General features: G+C 56.7%; 17 protein-coding genes. 10 read left to right on the forward strand and 7 right to left on the reverse strand.

Annotated elements, in window-relative coordinates:
• Nucleotides 1-1,169: 1,169 nt before the first annotated feature.
• A complete protein-coding gene (locus tag DTL42_RS13335) occupies nt 1,170-2,519 on the forward strand; it encodes a glucoamylase family protein (RefSeq protein ID WP_114369231.1) in 1,350 nt (449 codons plus the stop codon).
• Nucleotides 2,520-2,708: 189 nt separating this feature from the next.
• The gene (locus tag DTL42_RS13340) at nt 2,709-4,670 is read left to right on the forward strand and encodes a fructose-bisphosphatase class III (RefSeq protein WP_199590135.1); all 1,962 of its coding nucleotides are present in this window, start codon (nt 2,709-2,711) and stop codon (nt 4,668-4,670) included.
• Between the two features lie 23 nt (nt 4,671-4,693).
• Here the strand turns inward: DTL42_RS13340 and DTL42_RS13345 are convergent, their stop codons facing one another.
• Nucleotides 4,694-5,632 (reverse strand): helix-turn-helix domain-containing protein, encoded by a 939-nt coding sequence (locus tag DTL42_RS13345; protein WP_114369233.1) that lies wholly within the window; start codon nt 5,630-5,632, stop codon nt 4,694-4,696.
• 445 nt (nt 5,633-6,077) lie between these two features.
• Between DTL42_RS13345 and DTL42_RS13350 the strand changes: the two genes are divergently transcribed.
• The 6 genes from DTL42_RS13350 to DTL42_RS13375 all read left to right on the forward strand — a co-directional run bounded on the left by DTL42_RS13350 (nt 6,078) and on the right by DTL42_RS13375 (nt 15,981).
• Complete coding sequence (locus DTL42_RS13350) at nt 6,078-7,109, forward strand: DUF1559 domain-containing protein (protein WP_114369262.1); 1,032 nt, start codon at nt 6,078-6,080, stop codon at nt 7,107-7,109.
• A 65-nt stretch (nt 7,110-7,174) separates the two neighbouring features.
• Nucleotides 7,175-7,627: a carboxypeptidase regulatory-like domain-containing protein gene (locus DTL42_RS13355; protein WP_114369234.1), complete on the forward strand. Its 453-nt coding sequence runs from the start codon at nt 7,175-7,177 to the stop codon at nt 7,625-7,627.
• 1 nt (nt 7,628) lies between these two features.
• Complete coding sequence (locus DTL42_RS13360; protein WP_114369235.1) at nt 7,629-9,233, forward strand: thioredoxin family protein; 1,605 nt, start codon at nt 7,629-7,631, stop codon at nt 9,231-9,233.
• Nucleotides 9,234-9,414: 181 nt separating this feature from the next.
• On the forward strand, nt 9,415-10,965 hold the full coding sequence (locus DTL42_RS13365; RefSeq protein ID WP_114369236.1) for a DUF4041 domain-containing protein: 1,551 nt from the start codon (nt 9,415-9,417) through the stop codon (nt 10,963-10,965).
• Nucleotides 10,966-11,227: 262 nt separating this feature from the next.
• The gene (locus DTL42_RS13370; RefSeq protein ID WP_114369263.1) at nt 11,228-11,626 is read left to right on the forward strand and encodes a BlaI/MecI/CopY family transcriptional regulator; all 399 of its coding nucleotides are present in this window, start codon (nt 11,228-11,230) and stop codon (nt 11,624-11,626) included.
• Entirely contained in the window at nt 11,623-15,981 is a 4,359-nt protein-coding gene (locus DTL42_RS13375; RefSeq protein ID WP_114369237.1) for a M56 family metallopeptidase, read from the forward strand. Before DTL42_RS13370 ends, DTL42_RS13375 begins: the two co-directional genes overlap by 4 nt.
• A gap of 13 nt (nt 15,982-15,994) precedes the next feature.
• Here the strand turns inward: DTL42_RS13375 and DTL42_RS13380 are convergent, their stop codons facing one another.
• Genes DTL42_RS13380 through DTL42_RS13390 form a run of 3 tightly spaced genes read right to left on the reverse strand, consistent with a single transcriptional unit; the run spans nt 15,995 to nt 18,997 of the window.
• A complete protein-coding gene (locus DTL42_RS13380) occupies nt 15,995-17,620 on the reverse strand; it encodes a hypothetical protein (protein WP_114369238.1) in 1,626 nt (541 codons plus the stop codon).
• A gap of 28 nt (nt 17,621-17,648) precedes the next feature.
• Nucleotides 17,649-18,572, reverse strand: coding sequence for an ABC transporter ATP-binding protein (locus tag DTL42_RS13385; protein ID WP_114369239.1), 924 nt, complete (start codon nt 18,570-18,572; stop codon nt 17,649-17,651).
• A complete protein-coding gene (locus DTL42_RS13390; protein ID WP_114369240.1) occupies nt 18,569-18,997 on the reverse strand; it encodes a GntR family transcriptional regulator in 429 nt (142 codons plus the stop codon). The genes DTL42_RS13385 and DTL42_RS13390 overlap by 4 nt, the downstream gene beginning before the upstream one ends.
• Nucleotides 18,998-19,241: 244 nt before the next feature.
• On the opposite strand from DTL42_RS13390, the gene DTL42_RS13395 reads away from it, so the two are divergent.
• Entirely contained in the window at nt 19,242-19,421 is a 180-nt protein-coding gene (locus DTL42_RS13395; RefSeq protein WP_114369241.1) for a hypothetical protein, read from the forward strand.
• A 503-nt stretch (nt 19,422-19,924) separates the two neighbouring features.
• Nucleotides 19,925-21,319, forward strand: a complete 1,395-nt coding sequence (locus DTL42_RS13400; RefSeq protein ID WP_147274271.1) for a hypothetical protein — start codon at nt 19,925-19,927, stop codon at nt 21,317-21,319.
• Between the two features lie 314 nt (nt 21,320-21,633).
• Here DTL42_RS13400 and DTL42_RS26310 read toward each other — a convergent pair whose 3' ends face one another.
• The 3 genes from DTL42_RS26310 to DTL42_RS13410 all read right to left on the reverse strand — a co-directional run bounded on the left by DTL42_RS26310 (nt 21,634) and on the right by DTL42_RS13410 (nt 24,772).
• A complete protein-coding gene (locus DTL42_RS26310; RefSeq protein WP_158545365.1) occupies nt 21,634-21,795 on the reverse strand; it encodes a hypothetical protein in 162 nt (53 codons plus the stop codon).
• A gap of 261 nt (nt 21,796-22,056) precedes the next feature.
• On the reverse strand, nt 22,057-23,811 hold the full coding sequence (locus DTL42_RS13405) for a PQQ-binding-like beta-propeller repeat protein (protein ID WP_114369243.1): 1,755 nt from the start codon (nt 23,809-23,811) through the stop codon (nt 22,057-22,059).
• 337 nt (nt 23,812-24,148) lie between these two features.
• The gene (locus DTL42_RS13410) at nt 24,149-24,772 is read right to left on the reverse strand and encodes a glycine zipper domain-containing protein (RefSeq protein WP_114369244.1); all 624 of its coding nucleotides are present in this window, start codon (nt 24,770-24,772) and stop codon (nt 24,149-24,151) included.
• Between the last annotated feature and the right edge of the window lie 133 nt (nt 24,773-24,905).

The following is a 24,905-nucleotide window of genomic DNA, read 5'->3' on the forward strand; positions in this document are numbered from 1 at the left end:
GCATTCTTGAAGTGGAGGCCGCATCATCCCGGGCAAGATGCCCGGGGCACACACAGAGAGAGTGTGCCTTGTTCGGCCGCATGGTATCCCCGATTGGTTTCTACGATTGTTTGCCGTAATGAACCACGAATAAAGAGCAAGCCAGATATCAAATCTGTGTGCCCCGGGCATCCTGCCCGTGTTTCGTCGTTTGACTGCCCAAATGGATCAAGCCCATCAGTCAGGTTGCTTTCTGCTGGACGAATCCTTGAATGCATGGCCAAGTTCAGTTTGGTGTGGGTATTCTTGAAGTGGAGGCCGTATCGTCCCGGGCAAGATGCCCGGGGCACACAGAGTGGGAGCTTGGTTCGTTTAACCATGGTTTGACTACGTTTTAGCCGCAGAATGGCAGGGGGCTGCAATTAACCATGAAAGGCAAAAAGCAAACCTGATCAATCGATTCCCCTTCTGTGTGGCACGGGCATCCTGCCCGTGTTTCGACGTTTGACTGCCCCCATGGATCAAGCCCATCAGCCAGATTGCTCTCTGCTGGACGAATCCTTGAATACATCGTCGAGTTCAATTTAGTGTGGGCATCCTTGAAGTGGAGGCCGTATCATCCCGGGCAAGATGCCCGGGGCACACAGAGTGGGAGTGTGCCTTGTTCGGCCGAATGGTATCCCCGATTGGCTTCTACGATTGTTAGCCGTAATGAACCACGAATAAAGAGCAAGCCAGATATCAAATCTGTGTGCCCCGGGCATCCTGCCCGTGTTTCGTCGTTTGACTGCCCAAATGGATCAAGCCCATCAGCCAGGTTGCTTTCTGCTGGACGAATCCTTGAATGAATGGGCAAGTTCAGTTTAGTGATGGCCTGCAACATCTTGGCATGTTGCCTGGGAGGCACGATTGGGAGGTGGTTTATTTGGCTCCGAAGTCACCAAATGGGCAGGTCTGGCGAAATAGATGCAAGCAACCCAATAGAGGTATACGGGGAATTCTTTTCACCATAAAAGGAGGTTAGCCGCAGGAATTTCACCTTTACTTGATAGCGTGTGGCATCTAGAATAACACGAACCAACGCCATTTCTCCGCTAGTTTCCTGCCGCCCGGTGTGACTTGTCGCCCCGGGCGACAGGAATAGCGTTTCCCTCCTTAGCTTTTCCTTCCATTTTAAGAGGAGTGTGCGCATGAAGCGTCGTGCTTTCCTCGCGGGTGGGCTCTCATTGCCTTGGGCGTTGAATGGGTTTCTCTCGCGATCTGCCTATTCGGCTGATCCGTCTGCCAGTGACGTAAATGAAGCAGACATTGCCCTGCTCCGTGATATGCAGCAGCGCTGTTACCGCTACTTTCTGGAAGCCGTCGAACCGACCACCCAGTTTGTGGCAGACCGTGCCGCAGCTGACGGAACCGGCCATAGCGCGTATGCCAGTAGCGCGGCATGTGGTTTTGGCTTGGCCGCGCACGCCGTGGCGGCCAAGTACCATTGGATTCCGCGCGAACAGATCCAACAGCGCGTCCAGCGAATGCTCCGGTCGTTGGTGGAAGTTGCCGCGCACGAGAAAGGCTTTCTCTATCACTTTTTCGATACCCGTTCCGGTGCCCGCGCGCTGCAGTCGGAAGCTTCGACGATCGATACGGCTTTGCTGCTGGCAGGGGCGATGACCGCTTCGGTGGCGTTTTCAGACGATTCTGAAATCACTTCGCTGGCCGATCAACTCTACGAGCGGATCGATTGGAATTGGATGCTGGCCGACAGCGGCTGCCTGCACATGGGGTACCGCCCCGAGCAAGGCGTGCTGCCGTATCAATGGGATCAATTCAGCGAACATTTGATACTCACGCTGCTGGCCATCGGCGCGCCGAGCAACCCGATTCCTGCTTCCTCGTGGAAAGCCTGGCGGCGCGAACCGATGTTGAACTACCGAGGTTACCACTACCTCAGCTATCCCCCGTTGTTCGTCCACCAATACCCGGGCGCGTTCTTCAACTTTCAGCAATATGTCTCGCCACAAGGGCGGAACTACTGGGAGAACACCATCGCCGCGCACCATGCCCAGCTTGCCTTTCAGATCGAGCTGGCCCAGAAGTATCCCGAGCAGTTTGGCCACTACGGCCCTGACTTGTGGGGCCTGACCAGCAGTGACAGTGCCCAGGGCTATCGCGATTGGGGCGGACCTTACCGTCCTGGGCGAGTTGAGCCAGACCGAGGCATCGACGGTACGGTGGTGCCCAGCGCGGCCGCTGGCGGGCTGGCCGCCGTTCCGGAAACCGCCCTGCGGACGCTGAACTATCAGAAGGCCAATTTCGGCAAGCAAATTTACGGACGGTATGGTTTTGTCAACGCCTTCAATCCCAGCACCGGCTGGGTCGATCGGGATGTGATCGGGATCGATACCGGTATTTCGCTGCTGATGGCCGAGAACCTCTTAACCGGCGACGTCTGGAACCTCTTCATGCAGCATCCGGCCGCCACCCGAGCGTTAAAACTTGCTGGCTTTACCCCGGTCGGTTCGTCTTTGCTGACGAGCAATCCGTAATCGCTTCGTACCGTAGCCGCATCCCCATCCTTTCCTGAACGAAGCCGGTTTGTACCGCAGAGCGAATCTTCGTAAACTGCTCGCATCGTTTCGCGTGAAACTCCTTCTAACCGACCTAGTGGGTCGCGGAAACGTCCCCCACAAAGTCGTCGGCAAACCCCTAGAATTCCAGCAAGCCAAAGTATTCCTGTGCAAACCACGTCGCATTCGTTCAAGCGGGCCGAAGCCGATCTTTCCTTAATTGAACTGCTGGCGCTGCAGTTTCCCAACATCGATGCGGCCATCGCCGAATCGGCGCGGCTGGCAGCGGTGCAAACGTTACCCAAAGGTGTGGTCCACGTCATCAGCGACATCCATGGCGAAGATAAAAAGCTGCAGCACGTCATCAACAACGCCTCTGGCACGCTGCGGCCATTGGTCGAAGAGATGTTCGCCGAAACCATGTCGCCGACCGAGCAGGAAGAGTTCCTGACGTTGATCTTTTACCCGGCCGAAGTCACCCAGCGCGTGGGGGAAACGGTCACCGAACCAGCAGCAATACGGGCCTACGCCGAGCGGATGTTGATGCCGCAGTTGGAACTGTTGCGGTTCCTCGTTTCCAACTTCAGCTTACGTCTGGCCACGAATGTCTTTCCGGCCGAGTATCGCGAGCTGCTGCTGGAAATGATGCACGCCCCTTCCACCGAACGAGGCCCGGCATTCATCGGCGCCATCTTAGACGAACTCGTCCGCCGCGATAAAGCATTGCACCTGATCCATCTGTTGGGGCGGCTTATCCGGAACCTGGCCGTCGACGAACTGATCATCGCAGGCGACCTATGGGATCGCGGGCCGCGCGGTGACCGCGTGATGGACTACCTCCGTTTGCAGCCGAACGTCGAGTTCATTTGGGGCAATCACGACGTCCTGTGGCTGGCCGCCTCGCTCGGGCACGAAGCAGCGATCTGCACGGTGCTGCGGATCTCGCTCCGCTACCGCCGCATTGGCCAGCTCGACGAAGGGTACAGCGTTCCGCTTACCCCGCTCGAACACCTGGCCCGCACGGTTTACGCCGATGATCCCGCCCAGCGTTTCATGCCCAAAGGGGAAGGCATGCGGCCGCGCGAAGTGGTGGCCCGCATGCAAAAGGCGATTGCCATCATGCAGTTCAAGCTGGAAGGGAAGCTGATCGAGCGGAACCCGCAGTGGCATCTCGATCACCGCCGCTTGATGCACCGCATCAACCACGCCGAGGGCACCATCGAAATCGACGGCAAGGTCTACCCGCTGCTCGATACCCACTTTCCGACCGTCGACCCGGAGAACCCTTACGAACTGTCGCCCGAAGAAAAGACCTGCTTGGCCGCCCTGCAGCACTCGTTTCTCAACAGCCAGAAAATGCGGGAACAGATGCGATTTTTAGTGGGGCACGGCTCGATGTATTTGAACCGGGATGAATGCCTGATCTTCCATGGCTGCGTCCCGACCGATATCGAAGGCAACTTCCTGCCGCTGGAAATCGACGGCCAGTCACTCTCCGGACGCGCGATGTTCGAGGAAATCGAAAAGGTGGTCCGCCGCGCGGTCATCGAGGCGGAACCGGAGGACGTCGACTTTTTGTGGTACCTGTGGAGCGGACCTCGGTCCCCTTTGTTCGGCAAAGACCGCATCGCCACGCTCGAGCGTGACTTAATCGCCGACAAAGCTTCGCATCACGAATCGAAGGACGCTTACTTCTCGCTGATCCATGAAGTTGATTTCTGCGACAAGGTGCTGGCCGAATTCGGCATGGACCCGGATGGCGGTTTGATTGTCAACGGCCACGTTCCGGTAAAGGTCGAAGCAGGCGAGTCGCCGTTGAAACGAAGCGGCAAAGCGATCACGATTGACGGAGCGTTTTCCGAAGCATACGGCGATTACGGCTACACGCTGGTGCTGGAACCAGGCCGCATCGTGCTGGCTCAGCACAGCCACTTCGAATCGGTCGACGCGGCCATTCGCGACGGAGTCGATATTATCCCGCAAGTGCAAAACATCCGTGTCTTCGATCCTCCCCGTCAAACCCGCGATACCGAACGAGGCCAGCGGATCGGTTATCGCATTGAAATGCTAGAACGTCTCATCGAAGCCTACCAAACCAACCGCCTGCACGAACGGCCAATGAACCAATGACCGGTTACAATTGTCTTTCGTAACTAGCAGCGATCGCGAAACACGGCCGGTGAGACGCCGGTTACTTGGCGGAAGTGTTTGCTCATGTGAGATTGATCGACAAAGCCACAGCTTGCGGCAATCTCTTGCAGCGGCAGTTCGGGGCCATGTTGGCGAATCAGATTTTGAGCCTGTTCGATCCGTAGTTCGAGCAGGAACGTGTGCGGCGACTTTCCTGTCGACGCGCGGAACGCCCTGGTAAATTGCGAGCGACTGACATGCGCGACCGCTGCCAGTTCATCGAGCTGGATCTTACGTGACAAGTTCGCGTGCATGTAGTCGATCACGCCTGGCAACGAGGCCAGCTTCTCGCTGGGGCGGGGCCGCAGCTTGGTGGATGAGCTTTGCGAAAGGGCAAGCATCTGGCCAACGACCCCCAGAAACATTCCTTCGAGAAGCAGTTCCTTGCCAAGCACATCAGTGGAGGTGATCGCCCACAGCTGTTTGATCATCAGCTGAATACGTGCGTCTTGAAAAGATTGCTGATGCAGATCATCCAAGCAGACGGAACTCCCTTCCAAAATATCGTTGGTCTGGTGTCGGAAGACGTCGTCGGAAAAGGACACGATCAGCGATTCAAAGGGGCCTCTGCCGTTGCAACGGTTTTCTGAATTCGGCGGTGCCACGACAATCTCGCCAATCCGATTGGGACGGCGAAAGCGACCATGCCCGAAATCGAGATCGAGCGACTCGCGGCTGCGGCTGTTGACCACCAACGAGATGTAGTAGTCCGACATGGGAGGATCGGTAAATGCCTGAGTGAAGCGGGCCCGCGTGACTCGGAATTTTTGACAGTCACGAATTTCGTGATCGGTCATGTTCCGCTGCGCATCGGCGGTGTCGGTCCACTCGGCGAAGCTCGACCATCTTGGGGACGCCGAGACCGGCATCGAATTGGCAATGGTTTTGGCGTGGTCAGACATTGTTAAATCGTAGGTGGTGTTGTTTACCACCAGAAGGGTGCCCGGGAATGGCCAGAAGATCGGCAGCAGGAGTGCTCTTGCTTACGATGAAGTCAACCTCCACTAACTGTGCTTAATCTTAAAGCAGAAATTATAGGAAAATTGATTACCTCGATAGAGGAACTCATGCGCCGAATCTACCTATTTGAATCGATCAGTTGACCCGAAATTACCGGAAAACAGGACTTTTCCTTGGACATAACGTTCCTTTCTACAAGCAATTAACGCGCCAATCTATTGTCTGTCAATCACTTAAGAAGTTCTGCGGAGTTCCGCAACTGTCTGAACGCCTCATCGCTGCTGGAATGGACTTTGCGTTACGGCACAAGCGTCAGCGGCGACTACTGGCTGACGGCCTAGTCGACCCTAACACGATATCCTCCTTCCTAATTTCTCTGAGGGCACGATGACAGACAAAAGAACCGGTTTCACCTTAGTCGAACTGCTGGTCGTGATTGCGATCATTGGGGTGTTGGTTGCCTTGCTTTTGCCGGCGGTGCAGCAAGCACGCGAGGCCGCGCGGCGGATGAGCTGCAGCAACAACATGAAACAGCTTGGCCTGGCCGTTCATAATTACCACGATACCTATGGCGTGTTTCCCAACGCCTCGATCGATCAAGAGTGTGGTATCACGCGTGGCAACTATCAGTCGGCCCCATTCCCCGGGGGCGGGACATCGCAATGGTCGTGGGGCACAACCTTGCTTCCATTCATTGAAATGGGCAATGTTTACGATTCCCTGCAGCCAGGACGCAAACGCCTGGCCGATCAACTCGACGATCCGACGGCCCTAACCGTTATGCAGCAGCGCTACGCTCAGTTTCGCTGCCCCTCGGATACCGCGCCAGACACCAACGTGAATCGGACGCTCAAGAGCCGGAGCGGTAAGGAAACAGAGACCTCCGTTTCTAACTACATCGCGGCGAATTGTTCTTTCGACTCGAGCCTTTTCCGGGGTGATGTCGCCACGAACGTCGACTGGCCCAACGGTGTCTTTAACTATGGATTGTATGCCAACGGGGCGATGCCTTCGCACGGCGCGAACCGCACGGCTGAAATTACCGATGGTCTTTCGAATTCGGCTTTGCTCAGCGAACGGAATTGGACCATCAGCCATCCGGCGTCCAGTGCTACATTGATTCCGACCAATGCCGGCACCCTGTTTGGGAACAATGTCTCTTCCAGTTCCTACGGCCTGAGAAACGAAATGACACAAGTCGTGTTTGGGGCCAGTTACGGTGTCAACGATCCCATTTATGGCCAATACGGAGGCGTAAGCAGCAATCATCCTGGCGGCGTCATGATGACCCTGTGCGATGGTTCGGTTCGTTTCATCCCGGAAACAATCGACTTGACCACCGGTGATCTGAATTTCGTCAACAGCACCTACGAGCAACTCGTGGCGGTCAACGATGGTCAGGTAATGCGGGATTTCTAAACCTAGCTCGCCTCGGTTTCTCGTTTTCAATCCCTCGGTCAGCTTCATCTATGGAAATAAGTACCATGCCCTCCTTACTCCGATTTCAAAATGGACTTGCGATCCTCGCATTGGGCATCTTGCCGATCGCAGCCGGATGTTCCCAGCCGCCGGTGAATCTTGGTTACGTCAGCGGTGTCATTACGGTCGACGGAGAACCGCTCGATAAAGCTACGATCTCGTTTCGTCCCAAGGAAGGTGGGCGTCCCTCCTTTGGCCTGACCGATTCCAACGGCTACTATACGGTGTACCACACCAGCAAGTTTCAAGGCGCGGAATTGGGGGAACACGAAATCAAGATCGACTTGATGCCCGATTCGTCGTACTACGCCAAAGAGACGCTTAAGCCGAAGATGGGCCCGATGCTAGGCGATGGCTCTGGCGTCCGGCTCCCCTCGGATATGGCTTCGCGCCAGGTCGAGGCAGGCTCGCAGGTCTATGACTTTGCCTTGACCAAGTCGCAATTACCCAAGCGGTAACATGCCAGGTCACGTTAGCCGCACGATTGTCTTGCCGCACGCCGCCATTGGGGACGGCGTGCGGCAACTTCCTTTCTTCCCCCTTTCGATTGAGCGCTTAATGCTTCCTTACTTCCGCAAGACACTAGTTGCCCTTGGTTTTTTGGCAACCCTACTGCTCGCGCATGTTTCCCGCGCCGAAGAGTCTACCTCGATCGCCTGGCGAACCAATTTTGCTGCCGCGAAAGCAGAAGCCAAAAAGGAAGGCAAATCGCTGTTCTTGTTCTTCACCGGTTCCGACTGGTGCGTGGTTTGTAAACGGCTGGAAGCGGCTGCGCTGCATGACGAACAATTTGTCAACGCAATCGAGCAATCGTTTATCCCGGTAATGCTCGATTTCCCAACCGGCTTCGAGCTGGAAGATGCGCTGGCTCAGCAGAACGAAGCGCTCAGCGAGAAGTACGACGTGCATGCTTTCCCCACGCTGCTGGCGATTGATCTGGAAGGAAAGATCTTCGGACAAATCATCGGCTTTAACGGCGACAAACCAAAATTGTTAGCCGACATCCAGCAAATGAATGCCGCCGGAGAGGTCCTCGCCGCGATCACCCACAAGGGAGGCGTCGACGCCGTCGACGACCCGCAGCAACTTGCTGCTTTCCTCGATCATGTTCCCAACTCGGTCCTGGGGGCGCATTGGAACGGCCTCCTGCAACAGGCCCTCGTCAAGTCGGAACAATCCGATCCGGAACTGCACAAGACGCTGCTGCTTCGCCAATCGGCTATCGAAAAACAGATGGCCGCTGACCTCGTTCAGCAGAAGATCGAACAGATGTTTCGCAGTGGTGTCTCTCCTGCAGAACAAATCAAAGTTCTCGAAACGATGCTGACCGAAGCGGAAGAGAACGACGAGATAAAGAAGTCGGTCTACCTTCAATACAGCGCGATGCTTTCCCATGCTGGCCGCCACGAAGAGTCCCTGACCTGGGCGCAGAAAGTCACAAACGCCCCTTGGGCTGGTCAACGCGAACGCTACTTGGGGCTCGACTTTCAGATCAAGCAGTTGTTCCGGTTGAACCGCATCGACGAAGGGATGGCGTTGTTTCCCGAACTGTATCAGGCATCTTCAGGAGAAGCCGACACACCACGGGAAGCTTGGATTCCCGGCATGGCAGCGCAAGAGCTATTCTTCGCCGGTCGCTACCAGGAAGCGGCTGCCCAAACAGCCCTGGCCCTAGCCAAGTCGAAGCCTGATAGTAGCGATCAGGCTCGCATCTATTTCTTTGGCAGCGCCAGTCTCGCCGCACTTGCCACCGACTTCGAGCTACGCGGAGAATACCTGCTGGGGTTGGCAAACTACCAGCAAAACAACGCTCAGAAAGCACTACGCCAAGCAGAAGCAGCCGTCTGCTTCGCCGCAGCAGGAGCCCAACCCAAGGCCGAACAAACCCTGGCCAATATCGAACCACTCGACCCAGAAAAAACGCCGCCCGAAATCCAAAAGCAACTCGCTCAAATTCACAAAGCCATCCCAGGAACCCAAGTGGACGCGTTGAAATACTTAATGACCCTGCCAAACGCCCCACGTGAAAAACTGAAGGAGCAGATCGAAGCCTTAGAAAACTAAGGAAGCCCGCACGATAACGCCACATGGCAGCGTGATGGTATCACGCTACCCTGTGGGCATTGGCGGCACACCACTTTAAGCGGCTGTTGCATCCCCCCAAGCAGGAGATTATTTTAGATAAACGATCTGCTATGGGAGCGGGTTTCTGCAATGGTTGCGTGTGTCTGTAGGGCGGTATCTGATGTTGTCTTTGGTTCTAGGCGTTCTTTGTATTATTTTGACGGTAGTTGCTTCCGGCCTAGGATTTATCCTTTTTCAAGACAAGTTAAAGCTTGCCCGGTATTCACAGATAGAGGACGCCGAGCAGCATGTGGCCAAGTGCCAGCAGGAGTCCGACGAGCTTTCCAAATCGATCACACAGTATAAGCAGCAGATCCATCAGTTTAAAAAAGCTTATGCCAAATTTGTCGAGATGCTTGGCATCTGTAAATCAACCGCAGAAGCGAAGGAACGTCTTGAAGGTATCGAGGCCGAACTTGGCAATCGTAAGCGACTGCTCAACCAAGAACTGCAACTGATTGAAACACAGCTGAATAATCACAAGGGCGTATTGAAGGGAGCCTCGGATGCTGCAGCCATTGCAGCACGCATCGAGCAATTAAAGTGCCAATTAGGTGAGAGCGAAGAGGATTTTGCGTTAGACGAAATCGGCATGCACAAGCGGCACTACAATTATGATACCTCCGCCGCTTATAAGTCTCACATGGATACCGTGGTCGCCAAGCAAAAAGAAATGGCGAAACTCGCTCTTGAACTTATCCCGCCAGAGTCCTCGGCAGCGTCCATGACGGCAATTATTTGTCGTACGCAGTGGACCGTCAGCGGTAGCGAGGCCGAAGGGCGAAAAATGATGAAGCAAACGGTCAAATTACTGTTGCGAGCATTTAACGGAGAATGCGATGCTGCAGTTGCCAAAGTCAAGTATGGCAATTACGCGACGATTGAAAAACGCATTACGCGTGCATTCGACCAAATCAACAAACTAGGGCAATCAAATCAAATTGAAATTCAGCCTGGCTACCTAGATGTACGAATCGCTGAGCTACGTCTTGCCCATGAACTAGAACTTAAGAAAGAGGAAGAAAAGCAAGTTCAACGGGAAATTCGGGAACAGATGGCAGAAGAAGCCAAAGCAGAACGAGAAATCGAAAAAGCACGAAAGACCGCCGAGCAAGAGGAAAAAGTCAAAGCCAGAGCATTGGAAGAAGCACGACAACAATTAGCGGATGAACATGGCAAGCATAACGAAAAATTAGCGATGCTTGTGGCTAAGCTGGAAACAGAACTCCAAGAAGCACTCGATCGCAAAGCCAAGGCGATCGCCCGCGCCCAATTAACCAAAAGTGGGCACGTGTATGTGCTCTCGAATATTGGCAGCTTCGGCCCCCATGTTTATAAGATTGGGATGACCAGACGTTTGGTTCCGGACGAACGAGTCAAAGAACTGGGCGATGCTTCGGTTCCCTTCTTGTTCGATATCCACGCAATGATCTACTCGGAAGATGCACCTGCCCTGGAAAGACAATTGCACGAGCACTTTAACCAACGCCGAGTCAACCGAGTAAATTATCGCAAAGAATACTTCCGGGTCGAGTTAGAAGAAATCATCGACGCTGTACAACAGTACCATGGGCTCATCACCTTTGTATTGCACCCACCAGCACCAGACTATCGAGAAACACTTGCCATCGAAGCAGATGAGAATAAGCTAATCACCGCAAACGCTGGTTAAGCCACACCGCAAACCACCCAATACGCCCCCGGTCATTTCTGCCTGGGGCAGACTCGCTGGCAAGGTATTCGACAGCAAATCAGGGCATTATAACGGCACTCTCTTCGCCTTGCTCCTGATGAAATCGGTGGTACTTCACTCTGCCGATTTCCCTCTTAGGGCTCTCTGAGGTGAATTCTCTTTCTGCAACGAAGCGCACAGGCTCACAAACTACGACAAATGTCGTTGACATCTACGACAAACGTCGTATAAGATGCCGGGCATGAAAAAGAAACTTCCCAAACCGACCGAAGCCGAGCTCGCTTTGCTTAGCGTATTGTGGCAGCGCGGGCCGAGTACCGTGCGTGAAGTTCACGATGCGCTGCCTGATTCCGCGACCGGATATACGACGACGCTGAAGATCTTGCAGAAGATGTTCGACAAAGGGCTGGTTGCTCGGGACGAGTCGCAGCGGTCGCATGTGTACTCGGCTGCCATCGCCGCCGAGCAAACCCAGCGGCAATTGCTGCGTGACTTTGTCCGCCGTGTGTTTGCCGGATCGCCTGCTCGCCTGGTGATGCAGGCCCTCTCGGACGAAGCCGCTTCGGCGGAAGATCTCGCCGCGATTCGTGAGCTGTTAGACGACCTGGAAACCAAAGGGCATAAGGACTCGCAGAAATGAACGTCGATACGCTTCTCGATGCCTGTGGCTGGACGCTGCTTCATTTTCTCTGGCAAGGTGCCGTGCTGGGGTTGTTGCTGTTCATCGCGCTACAGTGCCTGCCGTTTGCTCGACCCCAGGTTCGCTACACTGCGGCTTGCACCGCCCTGGCTGGCATGGCGGCGCTGGTGCTGCTGACGTTTGCCTGGGAGGTTGCCCAACCGGCGGTGGTTGCCTCGGTGGAAGAGACGAAGCTGCTGGAAGCCTCTGAACCATCCGCCGAGCCGGTGCCGCCAGCCAATCACGCATTCGAGTCGGCCTCAGTGTTGACCAAACCAACTTCCGAGCCGCCAGCACCGAGCGAAGCGGTGCCCCTGACGCCTGCAATTGCCGCACAATCGACCTGGTACCAGCAGCTATCGACAGCGCTAACGCCGTGGCTCGATTGGTTGGTGCTGCTATGGTTGGCTGGCGTCGCGTTGTTGACGTTGCGGCTAGGCGTGAACTGGGTTGCTGTGCAGCGGCTGCGTGGTCAAGGGCTGCCCATTGCCGAAGGACGCTGGCTCGACCCGTTGGCACGCCTACGTCATCGCTTGCAGGTACACGCAGAGGTGAGCCTGGTGCATACGGCGACGATTGCCGTGCCGATGGTCTTGGGTTGGCTGCGACCGGTCATTCTGGTTCCGACTGAAATGGTTGCCGGGCTAACGCCTGGCCAATTGGAGGCGATCTTGGCGCACGAGCTGGCCCACATTCGTCGGTACGACTACGCGGTGAACTTGCTGCAGAACCTGGCCGAAACGGTGCTGTTCTTTCATCCCGCCGTGTGGTGGGCCTCGGCCCAGATTCGCAAAGAGCGAGAATGCTGCTGCGATGCGATGGCCGCCCAGCTTTGCCATGGCCCGCTGCCCTACTCGCAGGCCCTGCTGGCGGTAGAAACGTTTCGCAGCAATACACCTCTGGCAGTCGCGGCCAATGGAGGTTCGCTCCTCCAGCGAATCCGTCGCCTGTCTGGCCAACCGGCACGCTCTCCGCAAGCCGCCGGCGCGATGCTCCTGCTGCTAGTCGCGATTGGTCTGGCCAGTCTCTTCGCGCTCGAAGCCAGCCAGGCCGCCGCCGACGAAGAAAACGTAGCCGCAGCGATGAGCGATGAAGAAGCGACCAAGCTGGCCGTGGCGGCGCATGCCAAGGCGCGGGCGATCGATCGTTTGCCTCGCTTTTACTGCGAAGTCGATTACCGCAACGGTGATGTTTCGACCATGACCGAGGTCGACCGTTATTCACTCGAAAATCTGCGAAAGGCGATGACCGAACCGGTACCGAAAGAAAAATGGATCGACAATCATGACATCTTTGCCTGGGATCGTAAGCAAGCACTCTTTGAATCGCACTCACCCGGTACGAAAAATGACGACGGTAGCCCGGCGGACTATCATCAGTTGATGTTCGGAAACTTGACCGAGGCATGGTGCAAGGAATATCGCGCCGAGCAGACGCCATGGTTTTATCGACGGCCAGATTTTCAGGCGTTCTGGGAAACTTCGACTCCGCTCACTTTTCAGTTTATCATCGCAACCCCACGTAAATTTTGGTGGGGAGACAACGACCATCATGGTGTAAGCCACAACACCGTGCCACCTTCGATGGTCCGTTATCGCCATCTCGGTAAGGAAGAGATAGAAGGGGAACTGTGCGACATTGTAGAATCCAAAGGTCGGGCCGAACGGTTATGGATCGGACGAGAAACAGGCTTGATCCGGGCCGTGCTCCATTACAAGTACATGGGACGAATAGACAGCGGATTCTATCAGCACCCGACCGTTAAGAAAATCGCGGGCCAAACATTCACTTCCGACAAAGAATATCGCGACTGGTCTAAGCAATACTACGACAAGCTGCCCCCCTTCCACCAAGCCGAACTCGGCAATGCCTTCTACGAATCGCGATTCGACGAAATGGCCCGCCCGTCGAAGTACGTTCTCTTCCGCGATTATCGTGAAATTACTTCTGGCGTGTGGGTTCCGTTTGTCGAAGACCGAACGGCTTGGCTTTACAGCCAAAACGACCAGAATAAGTTCCGCTATTTCCGCGCTGAAAGCCGCGTGAAGAAATGTAGCACCGACGTTGACCTCACGCAGCGGATCGAAGAACTGAGGCCGCAGGAAGGGGACTTCGTACAGGACCAGCGGGTTGCTGGTGCCGTGGTCGAGTACAAATGGCGGGAAGAGATTGCCCAAGCCGAGATCGATCACCTGGTGCAACAAAAGCAGTTGGAACTGCAGGAAAACCAGCAGCTACTCGATAAGCTGAAAGCCCCGCTGCAAAAGCTGGTCGGTCAGGCCGCGCCTCCCTTAACGGATGGCAAGTGGCTGGGGGAAAAGCCGCAGCTAAGTGGCAAGCCGACGCTGATTCACTTCTGGGCGGCCTGGTGTGGTCCGTGCAAAAACGATTACGAACTCCTCAATCGGATCGCGAAAAAAGGCCAGGTAATTGGCATTCACCCAGCGGGCACGCCGGAAGATGAAGTCGCTGCCGCGATCGAAGCAGGCCAGCACACCTACCCCACGTTTCTTTCGGCGGAAAACAAGGAAGGACTGGTCGGCGGCTACCCGGTGAAGATGTACCCCTACTGCGTCGTCCTCGACTCGGCAGGACGCGTCGCCGCGCATGGCTCGCTGTTTGATGTGGCCAGTACCTTTCACGAGCTGAACGATGCCGCCAAGAAAGACGACCCGCCAGCCACCCAGCCAAAAACGGCTGAGAAGAGCCAAATGACGGTGCTTGTCACCGACGCCCAGGGGCACCCACTTGCTGGTGCAAGAGTGTTTCAGAACCAGGTCTATCAGTTGGCTGGAAGTGACAAGCCGACGATCAAGAACCACGAATACTATACCGATGGCGGCGGGAAAGTGGTGATTACCTGGCCAGGCGAATCGCGCGATCTGCGGTTGTGGGTCTCGCAGCCAGAGTATGTTCCGCTGCACGCAATGTGGTCGCGGGAACTGCAAGCCGATGGCGACAAGTTGCCTGCCGAATTCCGCTTCCAACTCACCGCAGCAACCACCATTGGTGGTCGCGTGCTCGATGCCAACGGAAAGCCGATTGCTGGGGCGAAAATTGAAATTCAAAACGGCACCGCTGGCCTGCCGGTTCGTTCCGGCGAACCCGGCCAGCGACCGGTGGCGGCAAACTGGCTGGCCGCAGAAGCTTCGGCCATTTTAACCAATTCCCAAGGCCGCTGGACCGCTAACAACATTCCGTCCGATCGCGAGCTGACGACAACCGAAGCGCGACGTAATACGGCGGATGGCAAGCCTGCGGCTGAGCCATCCCCTAAACGCAATCCACTGCGGCTACGGGTAACGCATCCTGATTTCCAGACCTTCGATATGATGGCGAACCCAAAGACCACCGATATGCCGACGCTTGAGCAGCTGCGCAAGCAAGACGCCACGGTTGTCTTGAAAGCACCCGACGACAAGATGGACGCCCCGGCGGCAGAAGAGAAGCAGGCAGACGAACCGAAACTCTCGTTCGCCGAGCGGCAGCGTAAGATCAAACAAGAAGCCGCACCTTATTTGGCAGCCATGATCGAAGCAGGCTATCGGCTTTCGCCCGACGAGAACCTGAAGCGAATCGCGCCACCGTTTCCCCAGGTTCGGCACGAATGGTACCGCACACGTTACCCCCGACAGTATGAGTTGATTCCCAAGGGGCCCGATTTGATGACCTTCCATTGGAGCGACAACAAGCTTGAGAATTGGGGCCTGTGGTTTGGCGGGCAGTCGCTAGGAACCCTGCTGGAAGACACCTTGGATCTTTATCCACAGAACGTGGAAGCTCCCAAAGATTTCCTACAAACGCAACTCAGCGGCGACTGGGTGATACGGCCTGAGGCAAAAGGAGCAGGGCTTTTGTCCGAGCTGGAAACGATTCTGAACGATCAATTACAGCTGAACATAAGAATGCGTTTTGCCGATATCGAGCGCGACGTCTATGTCATGAAGGGCAAATACCAGTTCAAACCGTTGCCGGAATTTACGCCGGAGAAAGACGCCTCGCGCTACGATAAGCTGCAAATCTTCGGGGCACTCCCTTACCCTAACAGTGGAGCAGGTGGAGGTAGTGGCACCTTCCAAAAATTCAATCAATGGTTGGGCCGCTGGATTAAGGAACCGATTGTCATCGAGGCGACCGACTTGCCAAAAAGCAACATCTCGTGGCAACTTCACGCCCCCAGTCCGGCAACGCCTGCCGAACTGCAAATGGCCCACGACCCGAACTTAGTTCTGGCCACCATTTCTTCCCAAACCGGGTTAGAGTTCGTAAAGGAAAAGCGGAAAATAAGGATGCTAGTCATCGAGCCGCTAAAGTAGGCCGCAACCTTTTTCACGTCGCCAATCGCAGCCAGCCTCGTTCTCGCTGCAAGGGGCGGGCCAGGTACGAGGCCAGCCAGGCCACCAGGCAAATCGAAACGACCAGCGTGCCGAACACCACTGGGTAGCCGTGTGCCAATAGGTTCCCCTCGCCTGCCAGTTCGGCCATGTGCAGGTGATTGTAAACGTTCACCGGTTCCATCCAGTTCGTGGCGGGAAAGGCCGTGACGATTATCGTGAGCAGCACGTCGGCAGCAATTGCCAGGAAGCCGCCGATCACCGGTTTGCGTGTCCAGCACGTCCCTAGCACCGCCAGCGTGTACAGCCACGCATGTAGAATCGGGAAACAGGCCACAAACGCCCAGCTCATTCCTTCCGTTGGCCCTTTATGTGGTGCATTCCCGGCCACCAATATCGCGCCCCCATCGAGCACCATGAGGACCATCACCAACCCCACGACATATTTCGTCCAGAACCACATGCCAGGCGAGATCGGACGCGATCGCCAAAACGTGCCCAATCCTTCCCCTAAGTCGCTTGAGTAAATCCCCGCCGCCACCACAATCGACCAGATCATCCCCATAAAAAACACGGTGTGGGGAAACTGACTGCGGAACGAATCACCGAAGGGTGCCGTATCTAAGTCTTCCATAGACACGGTGACCCCGGTAACCAACAAGCACAACAGGAAGCCGTAAATCACCAGTGGGAATGCCTGACGTAGTTCCAGCCAGATCATCGCCAATAATCGACTGGGTAAACGTATCGGCACGTACGACCATACCGCCGGCAACCACCATCGCCAGCGGCCTGGTCCCTTCTCGGTGGCCGGTTCGCGTAGTCGCCCGTACTGCGTGGTAAAGAGGATACCAAGCAGCAACTGAACACCCACGGCCAAGCCGAGCGACGGCCAGCGGTACAACGCCAACTCGTGATCGGTGTAGCTACCGATTTCCTCGGCATAGCCCCACTGCACGACCAGCGATTGCGGAACGAACGCTCCGTAAACCAGCTGCGCGATGGCCGGTCGCTGCGGCCCATACCACATAATTCCCTCGAAGATAAAGAACGCAACCGTTACCAACACGCCCATAAAACCAGCCTGGGCCTGGCTTCGCAGCCAACAGCCGATCACGCTGATGATCAGCAGCAGTTGAATGCCACCCAGCACAGCAATCGCCGTCACGCTGGCCAGTTGTTCCAGCGAGGTCAGCAGCGTGCCCGTTTCTCGCTGGGGCAAACGCTCGAGATAGGGAAACGGTCGCGGCGATGCTTGTTCGATCAGCCCGCTGATTAAGGCCAACGCGATGATCGCACCCCCGAGCAATATCGGGATGGCCAACGTCGCTGCCGCGCTGGCCAGGCGAGTTCCGGCAATCCGCCGCAACGAAACCGGCAGCGAAGCGCTGAACACCAGCGTTCCATCCGTTTGCTCTCCTTGGGCGGTTCGCATCGCCAGGAACAGCGCCGCGCACATCGCATAAAGGAGCGTCACACTGCTGAAACCACCCACCGCCGCGCGAAATTGATAGGCGACTTCATACCCCACACAGTAAACAGCCCCCAGCACCATCCACGCGCTGAACAAGAGCAAATAGCCTCGGTTCTCGCGCCACTGCTTCCACAACAAACTACCCATGGCAATTCTCCTGAGAATACAGCGTTCGTTAAACCGAAACGGCTTCTGCCGCACGAGGTTGCTCTGGCCAGCCTTCCGTCCGGCCAATCACAAACGCCTCGAAAATGTCGTCCAATCGCAGGTCAATCACTTGGGGTTCGATTTGCACCGCGGCAAGCTGAGCCAGGTAATGCTCGGCCTGATCGATCACCAGCACCGCGCGATCTTCATGCCGTCGCAGGTCGAGCAGGCAAGCTGGCTGCGGCGCTTTCGCCAAGGCATCCCATGGCAGAACAAGCTGTTTCACATCGTCGCGCAGGGCGTCGGTAGCGGCGGTGCGAACGATGCGGCCTTGATCGAGTATCGCCACGCTGTCGGCCACCGCTTCCACTTCATCCAGCAAGTGCGAACTGTACAACACCGTCGTCCCTTCGGCCTGAAGATGTTCGACCAGGTGGCGGTTGAATTCCTTCCGCGCGACCGGATCGAGCCCCATGGCGGGGTCGTCCAAAATCACAACCGACGGGCGATGGGCCAAGGCCGCGATCAGCCCCAGCTTCACCCCCTGCCCTTTGGAAAGCCGACCGATACGGGCATGCGGCGGGATCTCGAAGCGGCTCAGCAGTTCGTTGGCCCAAGCAGCGTCCCAGGTCGGATAAAAGGCCGACAGAAACCGGCACAGCTCGACCGGTGTCATCCAAGGGTACATCGTCTGATCTTCCCCCAGGTAACCCACCTGGCCACGTACATGCAGCGGGTGCTTGGCCGGGTCGATCCCTTTCACCCAGGCCTGGCCGCTGCTGGCCGCAATCAACCCCAGCAGAATACGAATGGTGGTGGTCTTGCCTGCCCCGTTGCGTCCGAGCAAGGCGAACGTTTGCCCCGGCGGGATGCTCAGCGAGACATCGTGTAGCACCTGGTTGGCCCCAAACGATTTGGCCAGTTTATCGAGTTCGATCGCAGGCTCACTCATCCCTTGGTCTCCTCATCCTTTGCCATGGCAATATGATTTTTGACTTCTGTCGAAGCGGCGGTTAGCTCGCGCCGCAGGTCGTTCGCGGTTAGCCCAAGCAGTAGCCCGCGACGGACGATCGCTTGAAATTCACGCAAGAATTGCTGCCGTTGCTGCTTCAGTTCGGCGGCTTGCTGGCGCGTTGTCGTTTGAGGCAAGACAAACGTCCCCTCCCCATGCCGCATCTCCAGTAAGCCCTCTGCGGCCAGCTTCTCGTACACGCGCACCACGGTGTTGACGTTCACCACCAACTCACTAGCCAACTGCCGGACCGAAGGCAAACAATCCCCCGGCCGCAACAACCCCGCCAAACACTGAGCCCGAACCTGCTCAGCAATCTGCCGAGAAATCGGCGTAGCCGCCCCCCGTTCTATGCGAATGTACATAAGTAAGATGTCCCTTGTTGACGGCCGAGAGTACACAGTTGTAGTACAGTGTACTGGGGGTGGTCAAGGGAAATGTTTTGGATGGTGCAGTTAATTCAAAGGGCAACCTAATAGGCATCTCTCTTAACTTATCTACACTTAGCCATCCGTCAGCAAAACCTTAGGAGATGTCCAGCACGTCCCTTATAATCCGCACTGCTGACACGGTGCGTATTCGTTGATCTTTTTTTAAGGAGCCAGGCAGATGACTAAGGTGGGTTTGGTTTTTGTTTTGCTGATGTTTGGGGTAGTTGTTTCTCAGGCGCAAGAGCCGTCGAAGGAGGTGCCTCGGTGTGAGCTGTCTGGGAAGATCCAGGTCGACGGGAAGCCGCTGGCGGAAGGGCGGATTTTGTTTTACTCGCAGGACAATCAAATCCAGGGATGACTCTTCAAGGATGGGGAATTTGAGATCAAGGATCCCAAGCCCGGCGAATTTGTCGTGACCATTGACGGGCCTGAACTTCCAGAGCGCTATGCCAGCTTGAAGCGAACCGCGTTACGGGCGAATATTCTCGCAGGCTCGAACACGATCAACTTCGAACTAGCGAAGCAATAGGTTGGATTTCGTCGCTGGTGTCCCCTGGGGCATTTTGCCTAGCCCATCGAAGTTAGAGATTGTGCGTCTAAGCTGGCTCAGGGAGGCAAGCGTCTGCCTGGTAAAGTTCCTTGGGGCCAATGCCAGCTTTTGAGGTTGGAAAGTCCAACGTGGAAGGCCCGGGCAAGATGCCCGGGGCACACGGTCTTTTTTGACTGAGAATTCTGCTAGAGGGCTTTCCTGGTTTACGCCACTTTAGGTTTTGCTTGGAATTGCCGATGTCACGTGGTATCTTGGCCTGATTGGTTTATGGTTCGACGCTCGTATTCTTCCTTCTGCAGCTTGGTAATGTAATGGCGATTGATCGACGGAATTTTCTAGAGACCACTTTGGCAGCGGGGATTGCCGGTTTGTTGGCTCCTGGTGCGGTTCAAGCGGAAGCTGCGGCGGGGCTGAAGATGGCTCCGTTTCGGTTCGATGTGACGCCGCCGGTTGGGCATCCGCTGTGTGGCGGCTGGATCACGCCGGTCAAAGGTGTCGACGATCCGCTGGAAGCGATTGGTTACGTGTTGGTCGGGGCTGGCGAGCCGATGGTGGTTTGTGCGGTCGATTGGACCGGCCTGCTGAACGAAGCCCATGGACAGTGGCGGGAAACGATCGCCCAGGCAGCCGGGACCAGTCCCGATCGCGTGGCGGTGCAGTGCGTTCATCAGCACGATGCCCCGTTTGTTTGCCTGGAAGGGGAAAAGGTGGTCAGCGCCCAAGCAGGCCTGCCTCATTTGGTCCAGCTCGACTTCTTTCAACAATGCTTAAAGAAAGCTTCCCAGGCCGTTGGTGCTGCGATGCAGAACTTGCAGCCGGTTACGCATATCGCCACCGGTCACGCTAAGGTCGAGAAGGTGGCCAGCAATCGGCGGATTGTGAACGAGGCTGGCGAGTTGGTCGATTGGCGGGGCAGCTCTAGCAAGGTGCCCCGGCACTGGGAACTGCCGGAAGGGCTGATCGATCCGTGGATGAAAACGGTGGCGTTTTATCACGGCGAGAAGAAGCTGGTCTCGTGCCATTACTACGCCACCCATCCGATGAGCCACTATGCGAAAGGCCAGGTGAGCAGTGATTTCGTCGGTCTGGCCCGCAAGCGGCGACAAGCGGAGGAGCAAGATTGCACGCATATTTACTTCACTGGTTGTTCCGGCAATGTCGCCGCAGGCAAGTATAACGATGGCACGCCGGAGGCCCGTGCGCGGCTGACCGAGCGCATTTACGCGGCGATGGTGAAAAGCGAATCCGCGCTGAGCCCGCAACCGATTCAGCAGGTGCAGTGGGCAACCGAGGAAGTGCAAATTCCTCCGGCTGAATCACTACAGGAAGAGGCCCTGCTGGCGATCGTTGCGGATGGGTCGGCAGCCAACGCCAATCGCAATCGGGCGGCAATGAAAATCGGTTGGCTCCGACGCTGCGAAAAGAAAATGCCGATCGTGCTGAGTGCCTTGCATGTGAACGACGCGACGCTGCTGCACTTGCCGGCGGAGAGTTTTATTGAGTACCAACTGCAAGCCCAGCAGTTAGCCCCAGCACGTTTTGTGGTCACGGCCGCTTACGGCGACGGCGGCCCCTGGTACATCCCGACCGCCGAGGCTTACCCACAAGGAGGCTACGAAGTGAGCGTTGCGTTCAGCGCCCCAGAGGTCGACTCTATTTTAACCCAGGGCTCGCAGAAGCTGCTTGACCAGCCAACAAGCGCTTGACCAGCCAACAAGCGCTTGACCAGCCAACAAGCGCTTGACCAGCCAACCCGCGATTAGACCAGCCAACCCGCGATTAGACCAGCCAACCCGCGATTAGACACCAACCCGCGCTTAGACACCAACCCGCGCTTAGACACCAACAAGCGCTTAGACACCAACAAGCGCTTAGACACCAACAAGCCAGCCCCAAAGGGGCGACCGTCAATAGCCAGGGGCGGAAGCCCCTGGTAAAGAGTTCCTGAGAAACTCCTAAGCCCTGAAAGGGCGTTCGTCGGTTGTGCGTCTTTGCTACGGACGCCCTTTCAGGGCTTGCGTTATTTATTGCGAACCATCTCCAGGGGCTTCCGCCCCTGGCTATTAACGGTCGCCCCTTCGGGGCTAGGGCGTTCCGGCGTGTCAGTCACTTCCGGCAGTGGCCGCCCGCTGGCTATTGACGGTCGCCCTTTGGGGCTAGGGCGTTCCGACGTGTCAGTCACTTCCGGCACTCGCCGCCCGCTGGCTATTGACGGTCGCCCCTTGGGGGCTAGGGCGTTCCGACGTGTCGGTCACTTCCTGCACTAGCCGCCTATTGGCTATTAACGGTCGCCCCTTTGGGGCTAGGGCGTTCCGACGTGTCCGTCAATTCCTGCAGTGGCCGCCCGCTGGCTATTGGCGGTCGCTAGGGGTGGGGTGGTTTTGATGTGGTGGTAGGCGATTTCCGTGAACGTTGGTCCGTTACGTTTTGTGTTTCGCCGAACCTAATCTTCGGTGGCCAGGCGATAACAGGCGGCTTCTTCGGCGTTGCGGACTAGGAGTAAGTCGCCGTAGAGGCACATCGGATTCCAGGTCGGGGCGACTTCGCTCGACAGGGCTTTGATGCGGGCGTATTCGTGGTACTTGTCCGACTGGCTATCGACGGCCGCCAGGTTGCCTTCTTCCCCCATCACCAGCAGCACATCGCCCACAAGCAGGACTTGGCCATGCCCGAAGCCGCGCTCGCGCCAGGTGGGGCGTTTGGCGCCGAGCTTGACCTTTTCGAGGATGCTGTCGTCGATGCCGAACACCTCTTCCCCTTGGATCGAAACGTTGGTGAACTTGGTGTTCAGCAAGCGGGCGTTATCCCACAAGGATTCAACGCTAAAGCTTTCTTCGCCGGCGGGCTTCACTTCGAAGGTGCGGGCCCCTTGGCCGTAACCTTTGGAGACGAAGAACTGATTATTCCCCAGCGGAAGGACTTGCGAGCAGGTCGCGTTGCCGTTCGATTTGCCGGGCCATTCCATTTCCCAAAGCTGCTTGCCGGTGGCGGGGTCGTGCCCGGTGATGGTGGCTTCGTTGACGCTGCAGATTTGATCGGCCCCGTCCACGTGAATCACGCTGGGCGAAGCGTAGCTGATTTGTTGGTGGCCACCTTCCCAGACCGTCTCGCCGGTGGCGGCATCGAAAGCGACCAGCGAAACCATCGCCTCGCTGTTCTGGGCATCGGGACCGCCAGCGGGGATGATCACGATTTTGCGATCGGGCAATTCGTACGCCAGCGGGCTGTTAGATCTGCCCCAGGCAATGTTGCTCGATTCAACCTCTGGCGTCACGCCGTACATCTCTAAAAGATCGTGCTGCCAAACAACCTGGCCGGTGGCTTGGTCGACACAACTGAGCACGCCGGTGGCCCCTAAGGCATACACGCGGCCATCGAACAGCAGCGGCGTGCAGCGCGGGCCGAAGTAGCCCATGGACGTATAATGCCGGGCTTCCACGCCCACGCCCCACAAGGGAGAAGGCTGGCCGTCTGCGGTTAGGTTTTCGATGTCGTAGCAGGTGACCATTTCCTGTTGGTCGCGCTGCTCCATGGTGTAAATGCGCCCGTTCTGCGCGGCGAAGCCAGACCAGCCAGCGCCGATCGGCATGCGCCAAAGTTCTTGCGGGGGATGCGCGGTCCAATCGGTGGCCAGCTTGGGGCCGGGCAGGCGGTTGTTTCTTTCAGGGCCAAGAAACTGCGGCCAGGCGTGAGGATCAGGGGGAAGCGCTGCGCGGTCTGCGGTTTTTTCTCCGGCTGGCGGCGCCACGGAAACAAACTGTTCCAGCCGCTGGTCAGGGTCTTTGGCCCAGCGATAACCGAAGCGGGGAATCATGTTACCTGAGACCGCTTTGATTTTGAAAACCGTAAAGAAACCACCCACCATCAACACAATCAAGGCCAGGGGCAACAGACGAACACGGGTTGGCCAACTGCTGGCGAACGTGATCCACATGAGCGGGATGAACAGCGCGAAGAAGCCGCCGATGAGCATGATTAAGTTGCAGAAGCTGCCATCGCGGAGGAACCAGGCAAAGTCGTAGAGCGAAGCCAAAGGGCCTTTGCCCAATCGTTCGCCGTACAGGCCCAGCACGCCAATCAGTAGCAACACAGCCGAGGTAATCCAAACCCAGCGGGGCGGCACATAACGAGGCGGCTTTTGCTGGGCGAGCGACTGGGGAACGTCATGTTCAGATGGGTTGGTTTGATCGCTGCTCATGGGCTTGTGCGTGCTAAGGAAATGTGGGTGGATCGGCGGTTGTGATGCCGGAAACTTCGTCGGCAAGCCTGTCTTGGCTTCGCATGCTCACGCGGACGTGAGGCATGGCACCCGTTTTTGCTGGCCTGTTTAATGGGGCTTCCCGAAGCGAATGGCGATCGTGCTTCGCGGAAACGATAACGATGGCGGTTAGTATACCTGTTTTACACACCAGAGGCCGAGGCGGTTTCAGGAAGTTTCGGGGTTAACCTGCCAGATTCACCACGACCGCGCAAAAGAAAAGGGGAAGCCTGACTTGCTTCCCCTTAGTTGGTTGTTTGTAGCTTCTGCACACGGCCTAGTTGCCGAACGAGACGCCCCAGCTTACGCCAGGAGGTGGCGGGCAGTGGTGACGATGGTAGTAGCGACGTGGCGGTGGCCCCCAGTAAGGACGGCCGTAGTGATATTCTTCGACAATCACCGTCCGCGGTGGTGGGGCCATGGTTTGGACGACTTCTGTCGGGGGTGGCGATTGCAAGGCGGTAATTACCGTATCGCTGACGCCGTTGTTTTTCAGAAAAATCAAATCTTGAGCTTGGGGAACTTGGGCCACGCCATGTCGACGAATGTGCGTGGTGATTACCTGATCGCTCAGGCCGGCGCCGCTCATGGCGATCACATCTTGGAAGGTGGTCGCCCCTTCGACGCTTCGACCAAGACGCTGTTGAAACAACGCTTGGTTGCGTTCTTCGACTTCGTCTATGTGCGACCCCACGGCACCACCTGCGGTGGCACCAACAATGCCGCCAATGATCGCCCCACCGGTGGAATGCCCCGAAGCGTTGCCAATCGCGGCCCCTGCCAGGGCACCGGTACCAGCGCCCAACAGGGCTAATTTGTCTTGATAGTAGGGAGAACGGCAACCGGCACTACCTGCCAGCACGGTGGTTGCCATCAATAACAGAGGCGCTACATAGCGCATGGGGGTTCCTCCTTGAACGATATCCACGGCATGTTAAGTATCGTCCAACCAATACATGGAGCGCTACTGAAAACAGGCGTCCAGATCATGCCAATTTCCTGCAGCGGCGTCAATGCGAACCGCTCGCACGCTA

This window comes from Bremerella cremea (genome assembly GCF_003335505.1).
GTDB classification, from domain to species: Bacteria; Planctomycetota; Planctomycetia; order Pirellulales; family Pirellulaceae; genus Bremerella; species Bremerella cremea_A.

Bases quoted from the DNA above. Each gene is read 5' to 3' on its own strand.
- DTL42_RS13335 (WP_114369231.1), top strand. From the start codon at position 1,170: ATGAAGCGTCGTGCTTTCCTCGCGGGTGGGCTCTCATTGCCTTGGGCG.
- DTL42_RS13345 (WP_114369233.1), bottom strand. From the start codon at position 5,632: ATGTCTGACCACGCCAAAACCATTGCCAATTCGATGCCGGTCTCGGCG.
- DTL42_RS13350 (WP_114369262.1), top strand. From the start codon at position 6,078: ATGACAGACAAAAGAACCGGTTTCACCTTAGTCGAACTGCTGGTCGTG.
- DTL42_RS13355 (WP_114369234.1), top strand. From the start codon at position 7,175: ATGCCCTCCTTACTCCGATTTCAAAATGGACTTGCGATCCTCGCATTG.
- DTL42_RS13360 (WP_114369235.1), top strand. From the start codon at position 7,629: ATGCCAGGTCACGTTAGCCGCACGATTGTCTTGCCGCACGCCGCCATT.
- DTL42_RS13365 (WP_114369236.1), top strand. From the start codon at position 9,415: ATGTTGTCTTTGGTTCTAGGCGTTCTTTGTATTATTTTGACGGTAGTT.
- DTL42_RS13370 (WP_114369263.1), top strand. From the start codon at position 11,228: ATGAAAAAGAAACTTCCCAAACCGACCGAAGCCGAGCTCGCTTTGCTT.
- DTL42_RS13375 (WP_114369237.1), top strand. From the start codon at position 11,623: ATGAACGTCGATACGCTTCTCGATGCCTGTGGCTGGACGCTGCTTCAT.
- DTL42_RS13380 (WP_114369238.1), bottom strand. From the start codon at position 17,620: ATGGGTAGTTTGTTGTGGAAGCAGTGGCGCGAGAACCGAGGCTATTTG.
- DTL42_RS13385 (WP_114369239.1), bottom strand. From the start codon at position 18,572: ATGAGTGAGCCTGCGATCGAACTCGATAAACTGGCCAAATCGTTTGGG.
- DTL42_RS13390 (WP_114369240.1), bottom strand. From the start codon at position 18,997: ATGTACATTCGCATAGAACGGGGGGCGGCTACGCCGATTTCTCGGCAG.
- DTL42_RS13395 (WP_114369241.1), top strand. From the start codon at position 19,242: ATGACTAAGGTGGGTTTGGTTTTTGTTTTGCTGATGTTTGGGGTAGTT.
- DTL42_RS13400 (WP_147274271.1), top strand. From the start codon at position 19,925: ATGGCGATTGATCGACGGAATTTTCTAGAGACCACTTTGGCAGCGGGG.
- DTL42_RS13405 (WP_114369243.1), bottom strand. From the start codon at position 23,811: ATGAGCAGCGATCAAACCAACCCATCTGAACATGACGTTCCCCAGTCG.
- DTL42_RS13410 (WP_114369244.1), bottom strand. From the start codon at position 24,772: ATGCGCTATGTAGCGCCTCTGTTATTGATGGCAACCACCGTGCTGGCA.